The following is a 19,119-nucleotide window of genomic DNA, read 5'->3' as shown; positions in this document are numbered from 1 at the left end:
CAAATCCTAGAACGGAATAAGTGCAATTGCACCAATCAGAAGATTAAGAATGGGAATAAGAAGAATTTCGGCTGCAATAAGTGTACATACGCTGATTATAAGGGCTTTTTTGAACGAAGGCTGTGTTCCGCGTGTAAACGTGCCGGCTATTGTGTATACGATTGGCGAAAGTGAACGGTCGAGCGCTTCAAGTATGTAACTGCCCGAAGACTGGCGGTTGTAACTGTTGAAGTCGTAGCTGTAAGAAGCGGAATTTCTTTTGTTTCTGCTTTCTGTTACGAGAAGAATTATGAGCCTTATTGCAAGCGTAAGAATAAGGAATGTAAGCAGGGACTGGCCTATTGACCAGAGTGCTTCTACAATCATTATCAAAATGCGTGAAAAAGAAAATACGCGGCCTCTTGCCAGTGAACCGAATATTGATGTTCCGGCTCCAAGTATACAAAGAGCCAGGGCAGGGCTAAAGTCAAGGTTTCCTATTGTAAGCCATCTGATGCGCCTGAAAAAATTAAGGTAAGGGTCACAGACTGCCGCAAGGAAACGCGCTGCTTTGCTGTATGAAAGAGACGGAATCCATGTGAAAATTATTCTTAGAAAACACATAATTGTGTAAATCGAAACCAGCGTTGAAAGGAAAGTAAAAATGTAAGAAAGTACCATAAATGCTCCATAAACCAAGTGAAAGTTTCTAAAGCAAACTAGTTTGCCTTAGAAACTTTCAAATATCGATGATGTTGTTTGACGGCATCAGCGATATTAATCAACCCAGACATCTTTTACGCATTTTGTTTCCCGCAGATCATTCAGAAATTCGGGAGTACACGGTACGTTCATCTGCGTATTCGCTTTGATGATGTACATTTTTCCGCCGATGTCTATATGAAAATATACATAACAATTGCCCTGACCGCCAAATAAAAAATCACGCAGGGGCGCAATTTCTTTTACAGATTTGAAACCGCTTTCTACCTGGATATGAACATTTGTTATGCTCTTCTGTTGCAGCTGCGCCGGATCTTCAATTGAATCTACCAGGAAGCTTGGCGTCTCCCTGGAACCGTCCACTTTTCCCTTAAAGGCATAAATTCCTTCGTTGACAATTTTATCTTTCATTGCTTCCCAAGTCTGCGGAAAAAATGTAAGGTCAATTGAATTTTTAAAGTCAGAAAGCTTTGCAAACGCCATGAGTTTTCCGCTTTTTTTTGTCGTAATTATGCGCAGATCCTGGATTATTCCCATTGCAATGTAAGATCTGCCTGCATTTTTTCTTGCCTGCCACTGGTTTTTTCCGCTGGCTTCAAGAGCCTGTTTTTCTGATTCTGCAATTTTTGCGCAGCGGTCTATGTTGTCACTGTTGCATGTAACGCACTTTTCTATGGCGTCTTTCCAGTCGTCAAGCGGATGTCCCGAAACGAAGCAGCCTATGAGATCCTTTTCAATGTTGAGCAGTTCCATTTTAGGATATTCTTCTACGTCCTGGTAAACGAAGTCTGCAAATTCTTTTTCTCCTGCAGCTTCAAAAAGACTTCCCTGGCCGTATGCAGTGCTTTCCTGTTTTTTTTCTATATATGCGATGGCCTGTTCAAAGTTTGCAACCAGTGTCGCGCGGTTTTTGTCCAGATGATCGAATCCGCCTGTTTTTATAAGAACTTCTATGGCTTTTTTGTTAACGTCCTTGAGGTCAATTCTGTCAAGAAAGTCAATGAATGTTTTGTAGGGACCGTTTGTCTCGCGTTCTTTTACAATTGCTTCGGCGGCATTCTGTCCCATTCCCTTTATTCCCATAAGACCAAAAACAATGCGACCGTCAACTACGTCGAATATTGAATCTGAACGGTTTACATCAGGCGGGTCAACTGCAATTCCCATTTTTCTTGCTTCTTCAATATAAACAGGAATTTTGTCTGTTGAAGTAATTTCGTTTGTAAGGTTTGCTGCCATAAATTCGGCAGGTTTATTTGCCTTAAGCCAGCCTGTTCTGTATGCTACAACAGAATATGCAGCAGCATGGGACTTGTTGAATCCGTATCCGGCAAAAGGAACCATAATGTCGAAAATTTCGTCTGCATGTTCTTTCGTAAAGCCCTGTTTTATTGCTCCCTCTTCGAATTCTACTTTTTTGCCCATAAGAACTTCGGGTTTCTTTTTTCCCATGGCACGGCGCAGCATGTCTGCTCCACCAAGCGAGAATCCGGCTATTTTCTGTGCAACCTGCATAACCTGTTCCTGGTAAACCATAACGCCGTATGTTTCCTTAAGAATATCTTCCAGACAGGGATCGGGGTAGTGTATGGTTTCGGGATGCCATTTTCCTTCAATATACTGCGGAATGTAGTCAAGCGGTCCCGGGCGGTAAAGTGCGTTCAAGGCAACAAGCTCTTCTATGCACTGAGGTTTTGCCTGTCGCAGGATTTTCTGCATTCCTGGTGATTCAAACTGGAATACGGCAACAGTGTCACCGCGGCTGAACAGATCAAATGTTTTCTGGTCGGTGTCGCTTACTTTTTCTGCGCTAAAGACCGGTTCACCGCTTTTTTTGTGTTTGTTGATTATATTTTCGGCATAACGTATGAGTGAAAGCGTTTTGAGTCCAAGATAGTCAAACTTAACGAGACCGCACGGTTCAATTATGTCCATTGTGTACTGGACGGCTTTTTTTCCTGTCTTTGCGTCTTTGAAAACAGGAGCCCAGTTGGGAAGTTCTGTAAGACCGATTACCATACCCGAAGCGTGAAGACCTGTATTGCGGTTTACGTTTTCGAGCTTGAAGGCCAGGCGGAACAGTTCCTTGTAGCGCGGGTCATCCTTGTACGGAATAAGCTGGCCGCCGTCAGGGAACTTTTCGGTCGGTTCAGAAAATGCAGACTTGAGTGTTGCCTTTGGGTTGTCGGGGATGCACTTTTTGAGCATGTTTACTTCTGAAAGCGGAATGTCCAGAACGCGGCCAACATCTGCTATAACCTGTTTAGCCTTGAGTGTTCCGAAAGTGACAATGTGACCGACCTGTGGCTCACCGTACCATTCCTTTGTATGCTCAATGATTCTCTGGCGGAATTCGAAGTCCATGTCAACGTCAAAGTCCGGCATTGAGATTCGTTCAGGGTTAAGGAAGCGTTCAAAGATAAGCTTGTAGCGGAACGGGTCAATGTCGGTAATGGTCATTGCGTATGCTACCAGTGAACCTGCTCCCGAACCGCGTCCCGGTCCTATGGGAATGCCGTTGTTTTTTGACCAGTTGATGAATTCCCAAACGATAAGAAAGTAGCCCGAAAATCCCATTTTGAAAATGATTCCCAACTCGTACATGGCGCGTTCTACAATTTCGGGCGTAATTTTTTCGTAACGGTTTCGGAGGCCTTTTTGGACAAGATGAAGAACAAATGCATCCTGTGAAACAAATTCTTTGGGTATTTTGTAAACCGGAAGACAGTTCTTGAGTTCCTGGGTTTTGTACTGGTGTATCGTAAGATTGCACATCGAAGCGATTTTGAGCGTGTTTGAAACAGCTTCGGGGCATTCCGGAAAGAGTGATGCCATTTCCTGCTCTGTCTTCATGTACCAGTTGTCGCCCTGAAAGCGCATTCTGTTGGGGTCCTTAAGGCTTTTCTTTGTTCCTATGCAGATAAGTGCGTCCTGAGCCTCTGCATCTTCACGCCTGCAGTAGTGGATGTCGTTTGTTACTACCAGTGGAATATTCAGTTTGTGTGCCAGTTCAATGAGTTTGGGTGCAACTTCCTTTTGTTCTGCAATCCCGTGATCCTGAAGTTCAATGTAAAAGCGGTCGGGGCCAAACAGATTTTTGTACTTGAGTGCTGTTTCTTCTGCACGCTTAAAGTCGTTGAACAGCAGTGCCTTTGGAATTTCGCCCTGGATACATGCCGAAAGACAGATAAGCCCTTCGTGGTATTTTTCCAGAAGCTTAAAGTCAATTCTGGGCTTGTAGTACATTCCTTCCGTAAATGCAATTGAAGAAAGCCAGCTTAGGTTTTTATAGCCAGTGTCATTCTGCGCAATGAGAATGAGGTGATAATAGTAGGATTTTTTTCCGTTTTTTGAATAAGGAATTTCTTCGTGTTCTGTATGGTCGCCTTCTGCAACATAAAATTCTTCGCCGCAAAGAGGATTGATTCCGTTTGCATGACAGATATGCTCAAAGTTAAGGACACCGTACATGTTTCCGTGGTCGGTAAGGGCCAGTGCCGGCATACGCAGTTCCTTTGCCCTTGCTATAAGAGTGTCTATTTTGCTTGCGCCGTCCAGGAGAGAATAGTCTGAATGTACGTGCAGATGAACGAATTTGCTTTCGGGTGTGCCTTCCGGAGCATCCGGGAAAATATGAATATCAGCCATAAAGGTATTTTAACGAAAAAAAAGAGGTCTGAACAGTCAGAAACGGCCGGGTATAAAAATTCCGTCCGAATGGTGCCGGTTTTATATTAAAGAAGAAAACACCTGCTGAACTTTAACCTTTTCAAAATTGGTTTGTTTTCGTATTATTAAAGACAAACTAAAAAAAAGTACTGGAGCTTAAAAAAATGATTGAGGTAAAGCATGTTTCCCGTGTTTTCGGTGATTTCCGTGCAGTAGATGACATCAGTTTCTCCATAAAAACGGGGGAAATTGTCGGGCTTCTTGGACCGAACGGCGCCGGAAAGACAACGACAATGAGAATGATAACGGGATATCTTGAACCAACGTCGGGAACTGTCGAAGTGGACGGGCTTGATGTAGTAAAGAATCCTGTTGAAACAAAGCGCAGAATAGGTTATATGCCTGAGTCGGCGCCTTTGTACAGCGATATGATTGTGGCAGACTATCTTGAATATGTTGCCGGAATCGAAGGGGTGGATGCTTCAGAAAAGGTTCCGCACCTGGCAGATGTATGCGGGCTTTCCGAAGTAATGCACAAAAACATCGGGGACCTTTCACGCGGAAATAAGCAGCGTGTCGGACTTGCACACGCACTTATGGGTGATCCCGAAATTCTTATTCTTGACGAACCTACCAGCGGACTTGACCCGAATCAGGTTTCTGAAGTACGCGCTCTTATTAAAAAAATCGGTGAAACAAGAACCGTCATTATTTCCACACACATTCTGAGCGAAGTAGAAATGCTCTGTGACCGGGTAATTATTATTTCAGGCGGAAAAAAGGTCGCCGACAGTCCTACAGAAGAACTCCGCGAACATTACGGAAACGCGTCTGTTGTAACTCTTACACTTGACGGAAGTGAAGCGCTCCAGGTAAAAGAAGTGCTGTCTGCAGTTGAAGGCGTAAGGGGATGCACCGTAAAGGAACAGGAGCAGAAGCTTTGTGCCGAACTTTCACTTGACCCGACTGCCGGCCAGTCCGTTCTGCCGCAGATTGCCCGCACCGTTGTCTCAAAGAACTGGAATCTTTATTCTCTTGAGATGCGCAGAAACAGTCTGGAAGATGTGTTCAGAAGCCTTACCTTAGGAGGAAACGTATGAAAAATAATTCGTCGGGTAAAAATAATTCAACAGGGAAAAGAACCTGGTCTGTCATAATGAAGCGCGAGCTTGCAGCTTATTTTACGAGTCCCATTGCATATATCGTAACAGCGCTTTTTCTTATATTTTCGGGACTGGTTTTCTTTTCTACATTTTTTATCGTTAAGCGTGCAGAACTCAGAAACTTTTTTGAGATGCTGCCGATTTTTCTGAGCTTTTTTATTCCAGCTCTTACTATGCGCGTGTTCAGTGATGAAAAGCGTACCGGTACAATGGAAACTCTCGTGACTCTTCCCGTTAAGGTAACTGATATTGTTGCAGGAAAGTATCTTGCTTCTTTTGTTTCAGGAATTTCACTTCTGGTACCGACTCTCTTTTATGCAGTAACCTGCGCCGTGTTCGGTTCACCTGATGCCGGTCCTGTAATAGGCGGATACCTTGGTGCAGTATTTCTGATAGCAGCGTTCAGTGCGATAGGAGTTTTTGCTTCTTCAGTGACGAAAAACCAGATAATTGCATTCTTTCTTGCCTTTGCACTCTGCATTGTACTTACAATGATAAGTTCCTTTTCAATTTTTCTTCCGGGGCCTGTTGTTAAACTTGTTTCGTTTATTTCGGCTTCGGGACATTTTCTTTCTGTTTCGAGAGGAATAGTTGACTCAAGGGACGTTCTTTACTTTGTTTCATTAACAGCACTGTTTATTGCCATGACTGTGCGCACAATCCGGAATGAGAGGAAAAACTGATTAATATGAAAAAACAGAATAAATTTATTTCATGGATAAAAAGTCCTGCCAGCGATTTCTGGCTGTTTGTGGCAGTCCTTGTACTTGCAAATCTTGTAGCTTCCAGAGCCTTTTTCAGAATAGACCTTACCGGAGCACATTCGTATTCTCTTTCTGAATCAAGTCGCGAAGTTGTTTCTTCACTTGAAGAACCTTTGGGAATAAAAGTTTTCTTTTCGTCAAATCTTCCGGCGCCTTATTCAGGTGTGCAGCAGTATGTTAACGACATTCTCGGCGAGTACAAAAATGCGGCCAATTCAAACTTCAGCTGCGAATATTTTGACATGAACAAAAGTGAAAACCAGACGCTTGCCCGGAACTACGGTTTGAACCAGATACAGATACGCGAAGTAAAGGACAACGAACTGGGTTTCAAAAATGCATACATGGGTCTTGCAATAACTTATGCCGACCAGATAGAAACACTGGACTCAGTTACTTCGAGTGACGGTCTTGAATATAAAATTACTACGACAATCGGACGGCTTATTTCAAATACAAATGCGCTTTCGGGACTTTCAGACAAGGTAACACTTACGCTCTACAAGACAGAAGCGCTTTCTTCTTTTGGAATAGGCGGATTTTCAGAAATTGATTCTGCCGTAAAAAAAGCCTGGGAAAGCGTAAACGGACGTTATCGCGGTAAAATAGAATTTGCTTCGGTTAATCCCGACTCACAGACGGCACAGGAACTTTCTTCCAAATACGGAATACAGTCTGTAAGCTGGCAGGACGATTCAGGAAAAACTCAGACGGGTTCAATAGGTCTTGTTCTTGAATGCGCAGACAAGTTCAGGGTTGTTCCGCTTAAGATGCAGAACATGATTTTCCAGTATGTGATAACAGGCCTTGACTCCCTTGAACAGAATATTTCTGACAGTGTACAGGCTCTTGTTGCAAAGACTGCACCTATCGCTTACATAACAGGACATGGGGAACTTTCACTTGACGATGCACAAAACGGTGCTGCTCCGTTCAAAAGTCTTCTTGGCGACATTTACTCGCTTGAAGAACTTGCACTTGCCGAATCTGAAATTCCTGCGGGTGTTTCTACAATCATAATCAACGGACCAAAATCTTCGTTCTCTGATGATGAACTTTACAAGATTGACCAGTTTGTAATGCGCGGTGGAAATGTAATGTTCTTTATGGATTCTTACAATGTCGTAATGCCTTCGGGACAAAACGCCTATTACCAGCAGCCACAGTATATTCCCGTAAGAACAGGACTTGAAAAACTTTTGTCAGCTTACGGTGTAGAAACGGGAACAGGTTATGTCATGGATGAAAACTGTTTTACGCAGAATCACCAGCAGTACGGCAAACTGAATTTCTATTATGTTCCCATGCTGCAGAAAAGCGGACTTGACCAGAAAAATCTTATTTCAAAAAATCTCGGTTATGTTCTCTTTATGCAGTCTTCTGCTGTTGACGCAACAAAAGCGCAGGAAAATCCTTCACTGAATGTTTCTGTTCTTGCAAAGAGTTCGCCCGAGTCCTGGATACAAAGTGACAATCTTATTCTGAGTCCGCTTTATATTCAGCCTCCTGCAGACAAAAGCAAAATGAAGAGCGAAAATCTGGCCGTTCTTGTCGAAGGAAAATTCACCAGTGCATACAGTGCAAATCCTTCTGCAGAAAATGAAGGCGGTTCAAAAATAAGCACAAGCTCCCATATTTCCGAGGGAACACAGCGCGGAAAAATTTTTGTAGCCGGTACCTCCTATATTACAAGCGGGCAGCTTATTTCTTCTGATGGAGCCGATGAACCTGTAGCCATGTTTGTAAGAAATGCCGTTGACTACATGAACGGAAACTCTGACTTCTGTTCAATGCGCACAAAGAACGTAAGCCTTAACACTCTGCGTGTTTCTTCGGGACCGGCAGTAGCGTTTGCAAAATTCTTCAACCAGTTCGGACTGGCAATTCTTGTAGTGTTGTCGGGACTTGTTGTTATTCTCGTAAGGCGTAGTCACCGCAAAAAGATAAGGCTTTTGTATAACCCCGATGACAGCCGTCAGATTGTGCACAACAAAAATGTGGAGAAATAAAAATGACAAAAATGGCATTAAGAAAAACAATACTTCTTCTGACCGTGGCAGTTCTGGCAGTAATTTATTCACTTCAGCTGGTACTTGGTTCAAGAAACAAAATACAGACTCTTTCTGTTGAACAGGAAATTGATTCTATAGAAATTGCGCGCGGTGAAAGTACACTTAAAATTTCTTTGGACGGAACAAAATGGATTGTAGGTGAAAAAAATTATCCTGCAGACGAAGGCAAAGTAAGTTCAATGCTTAACGCTCTTAAAGAAATAAAAACTCTCGGAACAGTGGCAAAAAATGCAGTTGATGATTCTGAACGTTACGGTCTTGATGGTGAGTCTGCCGTTGTTGTAAGTGCTTATGGAAAGGGAAATCTCTTAAGAAAAATTCGCGTTGGAAAAAATACTTCTACCAGCACACAGAGTTATGTAAGCCTTGACGAAAACAAATCTGTTCAGCTTGCCCAGGGTGCTCTTAATACAGTTTTTTCTGTAACAGAAGATTCTTTAAGAAGCCGCCGTGTCTTTAAGATAGACGCTGATACTGTTTCATCCGTAAAAGTAAAAACATCTTCTGAATCATACGAAGTTGTGCGTGCAAACGGAATATGGGTTCCCGGACCCGCTTTGGCAGATTCAGTAAAACTTGACTCAAAAAAAGTCACTGACTGGGTAAACACGTTGTGCGATTTGAATGTATCTTCGTGGAAAGAGGAAGTTCCTTCAAAAGAAGCAGACACTTTCGTAACAATTCTTGCAGGCGGAACAGAATACACGCTCGGTATATTCCATTCCGGTGAAGATGAAGTTACGGCTGTATCTTCGGCAGGTGAATATCCGTTTACCCTGTCGAAGTACATTGCTGCAAAATACGAAAAGAAACTTTCTGAACTTACGCTGCAATCAGACTGAATATACCGTTAGCAACAAGGGCTGCAATCCATGCAAGCAGACACTGCCATACCAGAATGAGTGCAGCCCATTTTAAGCCAAGCTCCCTCTTTATTGAGGCGAGTGCGGCAATGCAAGGCGTGCTATGTAGCCCGAATCTTCAAGCAGCGAAAGAAAAAAGAACATCGTTACGATTATGGGAAGAAAACTCAGTACTCCCTGGCAAAGGATTTTCATCTTTTTTTGAGTGGAATTTTCCGCCTTCACCAAGTCCTGGGTGTTCGGGTATCCGTATTTTTTCTTCCTGCTTTTTTTGCAGCGTCAGATTTTCACTTTCTTCTTCTACCGGCGTAATTTCTATTTTTGCAGCGTCTGCAATTCTGAGAGTAAGTTCGTATCCGTTTATGCGCACTTCGACCGGGTCACCCATTGGCGCGTATTTTACTGTTTTTACAGTTGTTCCCGGAATCATTCCCATGTCAAGAATATGCTGTCTGAGCGCGCCTGTTCCTCCGACTGAAATTATTCTGGCAGATTTACCTGTCTGCAGTTCATTGAGTTTCATTTTTATTCGCCTTTTCTAATCATTATATTGAATACATGCATTTAAATGCAATAATCGGCAGTCCGCAGGCGGGTAGTGCATGTGAGCGGAATATAAAGTTTCTGTTTAATTTTCGTTCAATATTCCCTTTTTTTGCAAGACAATTCACTTATTCCATGATATATTCAATATGCAGCAAAAAAATATTATCTTTTAGATTCAGGAGATTTTATGCAGTATGGTTATTTTGACGATGAGGCAAAAGAGTATGTCGTTACACGTCCTGACACGCCTTCTTCGTGGAGCAATTATCTTGGTTCAACTGAGTACGGCGCTGTAATTACAAATAATGCCGGGGGGTACGGATTCTATAAGTCCGGTGCACAGGGAAGATTCATGAGACTCAGATTCAATTCCGTTCCCATGGACCAGCCCGGCCGCTATTTTTATCTGCGCGACATGCAGAGCGGGGACTACTGGTCGGCATCATGGCAGCCTGTCGGAAAACCTTTGGACAGTTACAAAAGCGAATGCCGCCACGGAACAGCCTATACAAAAATCACTTCTGAATATTCGGGAATAGAAAGCGAGACAAAATACTATGTTCCGCTCGGACAGACTTTTGAATACTGGAGACTCAAACTTACCAACAAAAGTTCATCTCCAAGAAAAATCCGTGCCTTTACATACTGCGAGTTTACAAATCAGTGGAATACAACCCAGGATCAGGTTAATTTACAGTATTCTATCTTTATCGTAAAGGGACAGAAAACTTCGCCGAACATGATTCAGGTTATAAGCCATGAAAATCTTTATGAACAGCACAAAAAAAATCCCGCTGTAACAGACTACATGAGCGAATGGATGGCTCTTGCCGGATCTCCTGTAACAGGTTTTGACACAAGCCGCCAGTCTTTTATAGGAACTTACGGAAGCTACAAGGAACCTGCAGCTGTTGTTGAAGGCTGCTGCTATAATTCAGAAGCGTTCGGTGACAATGCCTGCGGAACATTGCAGACCGATATTGAACTTGCACCTGGCGAGTCAAAGGAAATCCTTGTAATGCTTGGAATCGGTGCGGCAGAAGAAGAAGGAAAAAAAGCCCTCGCTGAATTCGGAACAATAGAGCGCGCTGATCTTGAATTTGACAAACTGGTAAAGAACTGGCATGAAAAACTGGGAAGCTTTAAGGCCGTAACTCCTGATGAAGACATAAACCACACTGTTAACGTCTGGGGACTTTACAACTGTCTCATTACATTTGCCTGGTCGCGTGCGGCATCTTTGGTTTACAACGGCGAACGTGACGGACTAGGCTACAGGGATTCTGTCCAGGATATTCTGGGCGTAAGTGCTGCTATTCCTGAACAGGCCGAAGAGCGTCTTGTAAGGCTTTTGAGCGGCCAGTTCTCAAACGGCGGTGCCCTTCCTGTTATAGGCAAGGATTTTGTACCTGGAAAGCAGAAAATGATTGACGCCGGTGAATTCCGCAGTGATGACTGCCAGTGGTTCTTTAATGCCGTGCCGTGTTTTGTTGCCGAAACAGGTAAATTAGACTTTTATAACAGAATCGTTCCCTATGCAGACCAGGGTGAAGCTACAGTTTACGGACACCTCAAGCAGGCGCTTCTGTTTAACCTTGAGCGCATGGGTGCAGACGGACTTCCCTGCGGACTTCTTGCAGACTGGAATGACTGTCTTAAACTCGGTTACCACGGTGAATCACTTTTTGTTGCGTTCCAGCTAAGACTCGGCCTTACGACATACGCCGATATTTCTGAAAGACTCAACAAAAGTGAAGAAGCGGCGTGGGCACTTTCAGAACGTGAAAAACTCGATGCAAATATCCAGAAAAAATGCTGGGACGGCAAATGGTTTGTATGGGCAATTGCAGAAGACGGAACAGTCTATGGCACCCATTCCATTGACGAAGGACAGATTTACTTTAATACACAGGTCTGGTCGGTACTTTCTGGTGCCGCTACCCCGGAACAGCAGAAACTCTGTCTTGAAAGCGTAAAGGAAAAGCTTGCAACACCGTACGGTCTCATGCTTTGTGCTCCTCCGTTTGTACATGCTGACCGCGAAATTATGAGTTCGGTAGTGTTCCTTCCTGGAATTAAAGAAAACGCCGGTATCTTTAACCATACCCAGGGCTGGGGTGTAATTGCCGAGATTATGAACGGTAACGGAGACCGCGCCTATGAATACTGTAAGGCCGCCCTTCCTGCCGCTTACAATGACCGTGCAGAAGTACGCCAGAGTGAGCCTTATGTAATAGGACAGACAACTTATTCAACATATTCAAAGCGTCCGGGTAACACAAGGGTAAGCTGGCTTTCAGGTGCTGCTACATGGAACTATTATTCCATTACGCAGTATATGCTTGGAATCAGGCCCCAGTATGACGGGCTTCTTGTGGACCCTTGCATAAAGCATGACTGGGACTCATTCAGTGTTGAACGCCGCTGGAGAAATATGAACATAAGCATAGAAGTAAAAAATCCTTCCCGTGTCTGCCGCGGAATAGAAAGCCTTGAAGTAGACGGAAAGAAACTTGACTCTGTTCTTGTTCCTGTAGATCTTCTTCATGACGGAAGCAGAATTATTGCCGTCATGGGAAAAAATGCCCTGCCTGTCAGGAACCAAAGGATGTAAGTTTAACTAGTTGTCCATAATGGTAATTTCGACACGGCGGTTGCGGGCTTTTCCTTCTTCCGTCGTGTTGGGTGCCACAGGTCTTGTTGCGCCGAATCCCTGCGTAAAGATGTGGAATCTGTCCCTTACGCCAAGAAGAATCATGTAGTCGGCAACTGCGCGCGCTCTCTGTTCACTCAGTTCCTGCCGCATTTTTGCCGTTCCTGCCAAAGCTGTGTGTCCGGTAACAAGAATATCGTTTTCGGGCCATGCTTCAAGAATCTGGGCAATCTGTTCAAGTTTCATTTTTTCGCTGTCAAGAAGCTCTGCGCTGTCTGCCTGGAACTTAATGTCTTCAAGAGAAAGCGTAAGTCCCTTTTCGCCTTTGCTTACTGTAACATTTTGTATTCCCATGTCAGAAACTTTATTCTGTACCGCAGAAAGATTTTCTTCAGTTGCAGTACGCTCAAATTCTGTTACTTCTGCCTGTGCGGTTCCTGAAAATTCCAGTACGACTCCGGTGGCTGTTTCCATAATTATTCTGAAATTTTCACTGTAATGGTCAATTGCGCCTTTTTCCAAATCCCAGAATACTGTTTCGTCACTGAAGCCGTTCATTGCAACAGGATAGTCTTCTGTTTGCGGAATCTGGTTTTGCGGAACTTTCATTTTCATATTGTATTTTACTTTGAATACGTGAAGGTTTCCTTCTTCTTCCTTTCCAATATATTCGTATTCAGCAACAAACGGAACTTTGTACGGCGTTTCCAGACCGAAAATTCTTCTTAAATCATGGGCTTCGTGTCCCCGGGCCGTCCACTTGTCTCCGGGGCTCAGTTTTTTGTCCGGAAAAACGGGAACATCGCGGACAGTAGGCATAAAATATTCGTCAGAAATTGTATAGATACCATTTTTTGTCCTGTGAAAGACGCTTTTGTATTCCTCTCCGTAAGAAAATTTTGCGCCTGTTCTGGAACCGGTAGAATCTTCTGTTGTCATAAAGGTACATTCTGTTATTCCACCGCCGGTTTCATCGGTTTCTGTCACGCGGGCTGTAACCCTGTTTACAATAAGTGCGTGGTGGCTTTTTTCGCCGTTAATAAAAACATCTTCGTTGACTGTAGAAAGAATCCTGTAACGGTCATTTTTTTTGTATTTGAATTCAAACTGAACTGAACTGTCGCCGGCCTGTTCCTGCGAAAAAAATGGGGTCTGAACAATAAGTGCCCCAAAAATTACTGCAACCAGTTTTTTCATTACATGCCTCCGTCGTTTAAATATCGGCATTTTAATGCTATTATTAAAGTATGAGTACACAAACGCTATTTTACATTGCAGCCGGTCTTTTTGCAGGAATACTGATAGGATCCGTTGTTCAGAAACTGCGTGATTCAGCAGGAATAAAAAAAGCGCGGAACGATGCCGTAAAGAGAAGCCGCGCGGTACTTGGCGGTCAGTTCGGTGAGCAGCTGGCCCCTTTTTTACCTGATTTTCCGTGCAACCCGGGCGATGCGCGTTTTATAGGAAAGCCCGTGGACTACATCGCTTTTCCCGGAACAGCCGAGGGCCGCAGTGTAGAAGAAATTCTTCTTATCGAAGTAAAAAGCGGAACAAGCGCTCTTTCGGCAAGGGAAAAAGAAATCCGTGAAGCCGTAAAAAAGGGCAGAGTCCGCTATGTAGAATACAGAATTCCCGGTTCAGTCCTTTGAGAGAAGCTTTTCGCACAACTCAACAGGCATCGGCCGTCCTTTAAGGAATCCCTGAAGATTATTGCACTTGAATTTCTTGAGAATTTCAAGCTGTTCGTTGGTTTCTACACCTTCAGCGATTGTATCAAGACCCATTTTTGAGACCATCGAAACAATGCTTTCTGTTATGTTTGACTCGCGTCCGTTCTGTATGTTTGCAACAAAAGATTTGTCTATTTTAAGCGTCGTGAGCGGCAGCATCTGCAGGTAGCGCAATGAAGAATAGCCCGTTCCAAAGTCATCGAGTGAAATGCCTATTCCCATCTGGCGTATAATTTCGAGTTTGCTGACGGTATCCTGAAGGTTGTCAATCAGAACGCCTTCGGTAATTTCTATTTCGAGATGGGATTTTGTAATTCCAAAGCGTATAACTTTTTCGATTAACTTTTCAATAAAATCAGTCTGCTTGAACTGAATCGGTGAAACGTTAACTGAAATTATTCCTTCAAAGTTGAATTTGCGTTCCCACTTTGCCAGAACAGACATTGCGGTTTCCATTACCCAGTCGCCTATGGAAGTGATGATTTTTGTAGTTTCTTCTGCAAGCGGAATAAACTGTTCCGGACTTATCCAGCCAAGTTCATCGTCATGCCATCTGAGCAGCGCTTCAAAACCGCGGAGCTTTTCTGTTTTGATGTTGTACTGCGGCTGGTAATATAACTGAAAGCTTCCTTCTGCAAGTGCCTTTGAAAGCTTGGTTTCTATGCTTAACTTGCGCAGAAATTTTTCCTGCATAACGGAATTAAAGAAACTGATGGAATTCTTTCCGTTTTTCTTTACATCAAACTTTGCCATGTCTGCAAATTTCAACAGATCTTCGCAGTCAGAAGCATCGTCGGGGTAAATTGCAATTCCGCCAGAAATTCCCATTCCTTCCGCGTTGAACAGACTCTGGGTTTTATCACCAAGGCTTTTTATGTCAGACCTTGCAGGTAGATTTTTGAAAAGGATAACGAATTCATCTCCTCCGAATCTGGAAGCAATGATATTTTCGTTTTCTACTGTTCTGAGAAGGGCAGCGGCCTGCCTGAGCATTTCGTCCCCGGCACGATGTCCCTGTGACTCGTTTACATCTTTTGTATTGTCAATGTCAAATAAAATAATACCGAATTCAAAATTCTGCGTTATGCAACGGTGCATTTCGGAAGTAAGCCAGGCCCTGTTGTAAAGATTCGTAAGGCTGTCATGGTATGCTGCAAATTTAAGCTGGCTGTTGAGTGTCCTGAAGTTTTTGAGCTGGCTGTCAAGTTCTGCACGGTTCTTTTCGAGTTCGTCTTTCTGCTCGCAGATTTTCTGTTCCTTTTCCTTTTCTTCCGAACAGTCTTGCAGTGTAATAAGGAAATTTTCCTTAATTGCATTTGCAGTCATTTTTAACCAGAGACCGCATTTCTGCGAATAGAACGAAACATTTGCACTGCCATAGTTTTCTATTGCCTGCGAAAGGCATTCCTGTAACGGAGCATCGGAAGGAATTTCTTCAGACGCTGTCAGTTTTTTGAGCATGGGGTTTGCATACAGGATATTTGCAGACTGTACTTTGTTTTCTGTAAAGACAGGCTTTACTAAAATTACCGCATTTGGAAACGTTTCCACAATGCTTTCAAAATCAATTTTTTCAACCATTTTTCTATTTTTACTTTCTGTAATGAATTACCTTTCGGTAAATGTTTTTATAAAACAGTCTGCCTTAAGAATTAGTATAACATGATATATATTTTTTGTCATGAAAAAAGCATGAAAAGGATAAAAAAAATCGGGCTGGTAGAAGTGTCAGCCCGATTTATTGAAAAGAATGCCCGTAAGGCTTTTAGTCAGTATAGCGTATTTCCTGCCAGATTTCCTGGTATTTGTCCAGACCTTCACCGATGTCGTTTTTGAGTTCACAGTTTGTCATCTGAGACGCTTCGTACATTGGTGTTGTTGTCATGTACTTCTGTGCTTCTGTGTTTACAAAGCACGGGAATTTGAAGCTGTCCAAAAACTTTGCATATACTTCAGGGCGCTGGATGTAGTTGATGAATTCGTTTGCCAGTTCGTAATGTGCAGAATCCTTAAGAATACACATGCTGTCAAGGTAAGACGGTCCTCCTTCTTCTGGAATAAAGAAATCTACTGTATTCCATCTGTCTTCGGGAACTTCACCGAAAACAACTTCTGCATATCCCTGGCAAAGCCAGAAGTCACCAGAAGCAAACGATTTGCCAAAGCCTTCTGCATCAAATTTAACAAGATTCGGCTTCCAGTCTTTTGCAATAAGATTCTTTGCTTCTGCAAGTTCGCTGTCATCAAGGGAGTTTACGCTCTTTCCAAGATGTGCCAGTGCATCTCCGATAACTTCGCGCATGTCGTCCATCATTGTTGCGTGTCCTGCAAACTGCTTGTCGGCAAAAATATTCCAGTTGCGTTCATAGGAAGAAGCGGCCCTTTCTTTGTTGACGGCAATTCCCGCTGCACCAAAGTAATATGGAACGCAGTATTTCATTTCGGGGTCGTATGTTGCCTTTGCAAGAACCTGCGGGTTAATGAACTTTCTGTTTGTCATCTTTGACTGGTCAAGTTCGCGCAACATTCCCTGGTTAATCATAATTGAAGCGTAATCCTGTGACGGAACTACAATATCGTATCCTTTTGCACCGCCACGGAGTTTGTTGTACATTTCTTCGTTGGAAGCATAACTGTCATATTTTACAGTACAGCCGAATTCTGCTTCAAAGTTGCGCAGAACTTCATCCGGAGTGTAATACGTCCAGTTGTAAAGATAAAGTACCTTGTCATCTTTCTGAGCAGGTACACCGTCTGACTTTTTTTCACAGGAAGTGAATAGAGTCACCAAACATGCTGTGGCAAACACCGCACTGTAAAATCCTTTTTTCATAATATTCTCCTATAAAAATATTTGAAGACTGTTTCAACAGTCGAAAATGTTTTTATTGCGTTTTGCAACGAAGTGAAAAACGCAGTTCAATAAAGAAAGTTCGCGAAGCGAACTTTGAGATAAAAAAGCCGACGCCATTTCGGCGGATTTTTTATACTCCTCCTATAAAAATATTTGAAGTTTTTGAAGAAAAAATGAATATAAAAGACCGCATGTTACAACGGCCTTTTTATCTTAACGCGAAGCAGCAAATGTCTTGAGTCCTTTTCTAAGCATAATGGCAATTGAGCAGATTGCAAGAATAAGAACAAAAGAAAGTGCGTTAATTACAGGACTTACCCCGAATCTGATCATTGAATAAACGTAAAGAGGCAGTGTTGTACTTCCCGGTCCGCTTACAAGAGCCGTAATAACGTAATCTTCCAGCGACATTGTAATGCTCATCATAAAGCCCGACATTATTCCCGGCATAATTGCAGGAATTATAACTCGGAATAGAGTCTGGACTTCATTTGCACCAAGATCATGGCTTGCTTCAATAATAGAATAGTCAAATTCATCAACTCTGGCACTTACCATAAGATAAACGAACGGAAGACAGAAAGTTGTATGGGCAATAAAAATTGTAAACAAACCGAGTGAAAGCTTTATTCCGCTAAAGAAAATGAGCATGGAAATACCCATAATAACTTCGGGAAGAACCATGGGAAGAAAACTTATGCTCTGGATGTACGATTTTCCGAAGAATTTGTACCAGCTTATTCCGATAGAAGCCATTGTTCCCAGAATTGTAGCAACGAGCGACGAAGAAACGGCTACAATCATGCTGTTCAGAAGTGCCTGCCAGAGCGGTTTTGACTCAAAGATGAGCTTCTGGTACCAGACAAAAGAAAACTGTGTAAAACGTGTGTCCTTTGACGCATTGAACGAATACAGAACAATTACAAAAAGCGGAATAAAAAGAAACAGAAGTGACAGGCACAAAACTGTATTGGAAACAGAAAAAGTCGTGTTACGCTTCTTCCAGTTGCGTTTTGCATGTCTTGCCGACTCATGTTTTGCTTCGCGGCGTTTGAAAATAAGAAAGGGATTTTTCATTGAATTCCTCCCGCAAGTTTTGCCGAAGTATCTTCTTTATTCTGCATTTTTTTAAGACCGGCTTCTTTTTTTCCTGAAGACAGCATAAGAAGAACACCAGCCATACTTATGAGAGTAATCACCATGCTGAATGCAGAAGCGAGCGGCCAGTTTCTTACTTTCTGAACCTGGTCAACAATTATGTTTCCCAGCATGTAACTGTCTTTTCCACCGACCAGCTGCGGAACAGTATAGTTTCCGAAGATAGGAATAAATGTAAAGATAATTGCACTCATGATTCCGCTTCTTATTCCCGGAACAAGAACTTTGAGCATAGACTGGGCTTTTGTTGCGCCAAGGTCACGTGCCGCTTCGATGAGTGTAAAGTCAAATCTGTCCACGGCTGTAAAAACCGGCAGAATGGCGTATGGCAGATACATGTAAATATTTACGAGAATGACAGAGCCTTTTGTAAACATGAATTTTCCGGGAACAAAAACCGCTGTTCCGTCTCCGGGGAATATTTTGTGCCACAGGTCAAAGAAAAATTTTCCTGTCATGTTGAGCATTCCGTTGTCGCCAAGAATAGTCATCCATGCAAAAATTCTTATAAGGCTGTTCGTAAGAAACGGAACAACTACAAGAATAAGAAGAAGCGTCTGGTGTCTGCTGCGGGCCATTGCGTATCCGCACGGAAGGGAAATAAGAATTGTAATTACCGTAGCTATTACCGTTATTACAAGCGTTCTTAGGAAAACAACACCGTAAGCCGGGGAAAACATCTGTTTGTATGCCTTGAGTGAGAATTCGCTTACGACTCCACCGTAGACATCTCTTTTCATAAAGGAATAGCACAGAATTATAAGAAGCGGAACAGCAAAGAATACAGAAAACCACAGTCCCATAGGCCAGGCATAGGCAGGACCGGGGTTCTTTTTTTTGTACTTTGCGGAATAAGCCTTTGCGGCGACCTTAAGCTGAAGGCTATGCTCCTTTTTTTGGAGTTTGTCTTTCTTTGATGCCGTTTTTGTCACAGGCGAAACCTCC

At 43.0% G+C, this 19,119-nt stretch carries 14 protein-coding genes; 6 read left to right on the top strand and 8 right to left on the bottom strand.

Going from position 1 to position 19,119, the window contains the following annotated elements; all coding sequences use genetic code 11:
• Positions 1-6: 6 nt before the first annotated feature.
• Complete coding sequence (locus IWA51_RS09650; protein ID WP_198442249.1) at positions 7-660, bottom strand: YggT family protein; 654 nt, start codon at positions 658-660, stop codon at positions 7-9.
• 96 nt (positions 661-756) lie between these two features.
• Positions 757-4,350 carry a DNA polymerase III subunit alpha gene (gene dnaE / locus IWA51_RS09645; protein ID WP_177527705.1) on the bottom strand — a complete coding sequence of 1,198 codons (3,594 nt, stop codon included), beginning with the start codon at positions 4,348-4,350 and terminating at the stop codon, positions 757-759.
• Between the two features lie 185 nt (positions 4,351-4,535).
• Here dnaE and IWA51_RS09640 point away from each other — a divergent pair, with 185 nt between their 5' ends.
• The 4 genes from IWA51_RS09640 to IWA51_RS09625 are packed head-to-tail and all read left to right on the top strand — an operon-like array spanning position 4,536 to position 9,212.
• Positions 4,536-5,471 (top strand): ABC transporter ATP-binding protein, encoded by a 936-nt coding sequence (locus tag IWA51_RS09640; protein WP_177527704.1) that lies wholly within the window; start codon positions 4,536-4,538, stop codon positions 5,469-5,471.
• A complete protein-coding gene (locus IWA51_RS09635; protein ID WP_230402645.1) occupies positions 5,468-6,217 on the top strand; it encodes an ABC-2 transporter permease in 750 nt (249 codons plus the stop codon). The genes IWA51_RS09640 and IWA51_RS09635 overlap by 4 nt, the downstream gene beginning before the upstream one ends.
• 5 nt (positions 6,218-6,222) lie before the next feature.
• Positions 6,223-8,307 carry a Gldg family protein gene (locus tag IWA51_RS09630; RefSeq protein ID WP_198442248.1) on the top strand — a complete coding sequence of 695 codons (2,085 nt, stop codon included), beginning with the start codon at positions 6,223-6,225 and terminating at the stop codon, positions 8,305-8,307.
• Between the two features lie 2 nt (positions 8,308-8,309).
• Positions 8,310-9,212 carry a DUF4340 domain-containing protein gene (locus IWA51_RS09625; protein WP_198442247.1) on the top strand — a complete coding sequence of 301 codons (903 nt, stop codon included), beginning with the start codon at positions 8,310-8,312 and terminating at the stop codon, positions 9,210-9,212.
• Positions 9,213-9,351: 139 nt separating this feature from the next.
• Here IWA51_RS09625 and IWA51_RS09620 read toward each other — a convergent pair whose 3' ends face one another.
• A complete protein-coding gene (locus IWA51_RS09620) occupies positions 9,352-9,756 on the bottom strand; it encodes a FeoA family protein (RefSeq protein WP_198442246.1) in 405 nt (134 codons plus the stop codon).
• A gap of 210 nt (positions 9,757-9,966) precedes the next feature.
• On the opposite strand from IWA51_RS09620, the gene IWA51_RS09615 reads away from it, so the two are divergent.
• A complete protein-coding gene (locus IWA51_RS09615; protein WP_198442245.1) occupies positions 9,967-12,393 on the top strand; it encodes a glycoside hydrolase family 94 protein in 2,427 nt (808 codons plus the stop codon).
• A gap of 6 nt (positions 12,394-12,399) precedes the next feature.
• On the opposite strand, the gene IWA51_RS09610 is transcribed toward IWA51_RS09615, so the two are convergent.
• On the bottom strand, positions 12,400-13,629 hold the full coding sequence (locus IWA51_RS09610) for an OmpA family protein (RefSeq protein ID WP_198442244.1): 1,230 nt from the start codon (positions 13,627-13,629) through the stop codon (positions 12,400-12,402).
• 50 nt (positions 13,630-13,679) lie between these two features.
• Here IWA51_RS09610 and IWA51_RS09605 point away from each other — a divergent pair, with 50 nt between their 5' ends.
• Complete coding sequence (locus IWA51_RS09605) at positions 13,680-14,081, top strand: Holliday junction resolvase-like protein (protein WP_198442243.1); 402 nt, start codon at positions 13,680-13,682, stop codon at positions 14,079-14,081.
• On the opposite strand, the gene IWA51_RS09600 is transcribed toward IWA51_RS09605, so the two are convergent.
• From IWA51_RS09600 to IWA51_RS09585, 4 genes are all read right to left on the bottom strand, one after another.
• The gene (locus tag IWA51_RS09600) at positions 14,070-15,743 is read right to left on the bottom strand and encodes a putative bifunctional diguanylate cyclase/phosphodiesterase (RefSeq protein WP_198442242.1); all 1,674 of its coding nucleotides are present in this window, start codon (positions 15,741-15,743) and stop codon (positions 14,070-14,072) included. The two genes, IWA51_RS09605 and IWA51_RS09600, sit on opposite strands and share 12 nt — an antisense overlap.
• 184 nt (positions 15,744-15,927) lie before the next feature.
• A complete protein-coding gene (locus IWA51_RS09595) occupies positions 15,928-16,995 on the bottom strand; it encodes an extracellular solute-binding protein (protein WP_198442241.1) in 1,068 nt (355 codons plus the stop codon).
• A 234-nt stretch (positions 16,996-17,229) separates the two neighbouring features.
• On the bottom strand, positions 17,230-18,093 hold the full coding sequence (locus IWA51_RS09590) for an ABC transporter permease (protein WP_177527695.1): 864 nt from the start codon (positions 18,091-18,093) through the stop codon (positions 17,230-17,232).
• Positions 18,090-18,977: an ABC transporter permease gene (locus IWA51_RS09585; protein WP_230402749.1), complete on the bottom strand. Its 888-nt coding sequence runs from the start codon at positions 18,975-18,977 to the stop codon at positions 18,090-18,092. Before IWA51_RS09585 ends, IWA51_RS09590 begins: the two co-directional genes overlap by 4 nt.
• Positions 18,978-19,119: the final 142 nt, after the last annotated feature.

The sequence above is a fragment of the Treponema peruense genome (assembly GCF_016117655.1).
In the GTDB taxonomy this organism is placed as follows: domain Bacteria; phylum Spirochaetota; class Spirochaetia; order Treponematales; family Treponemataceae; genus Treponema_D; species Treponema_D peruense.
Note: the sequence above shows the minus strand (reverse complement) of the source record. Positions and strands in the feature narration are given on the sequence as shown.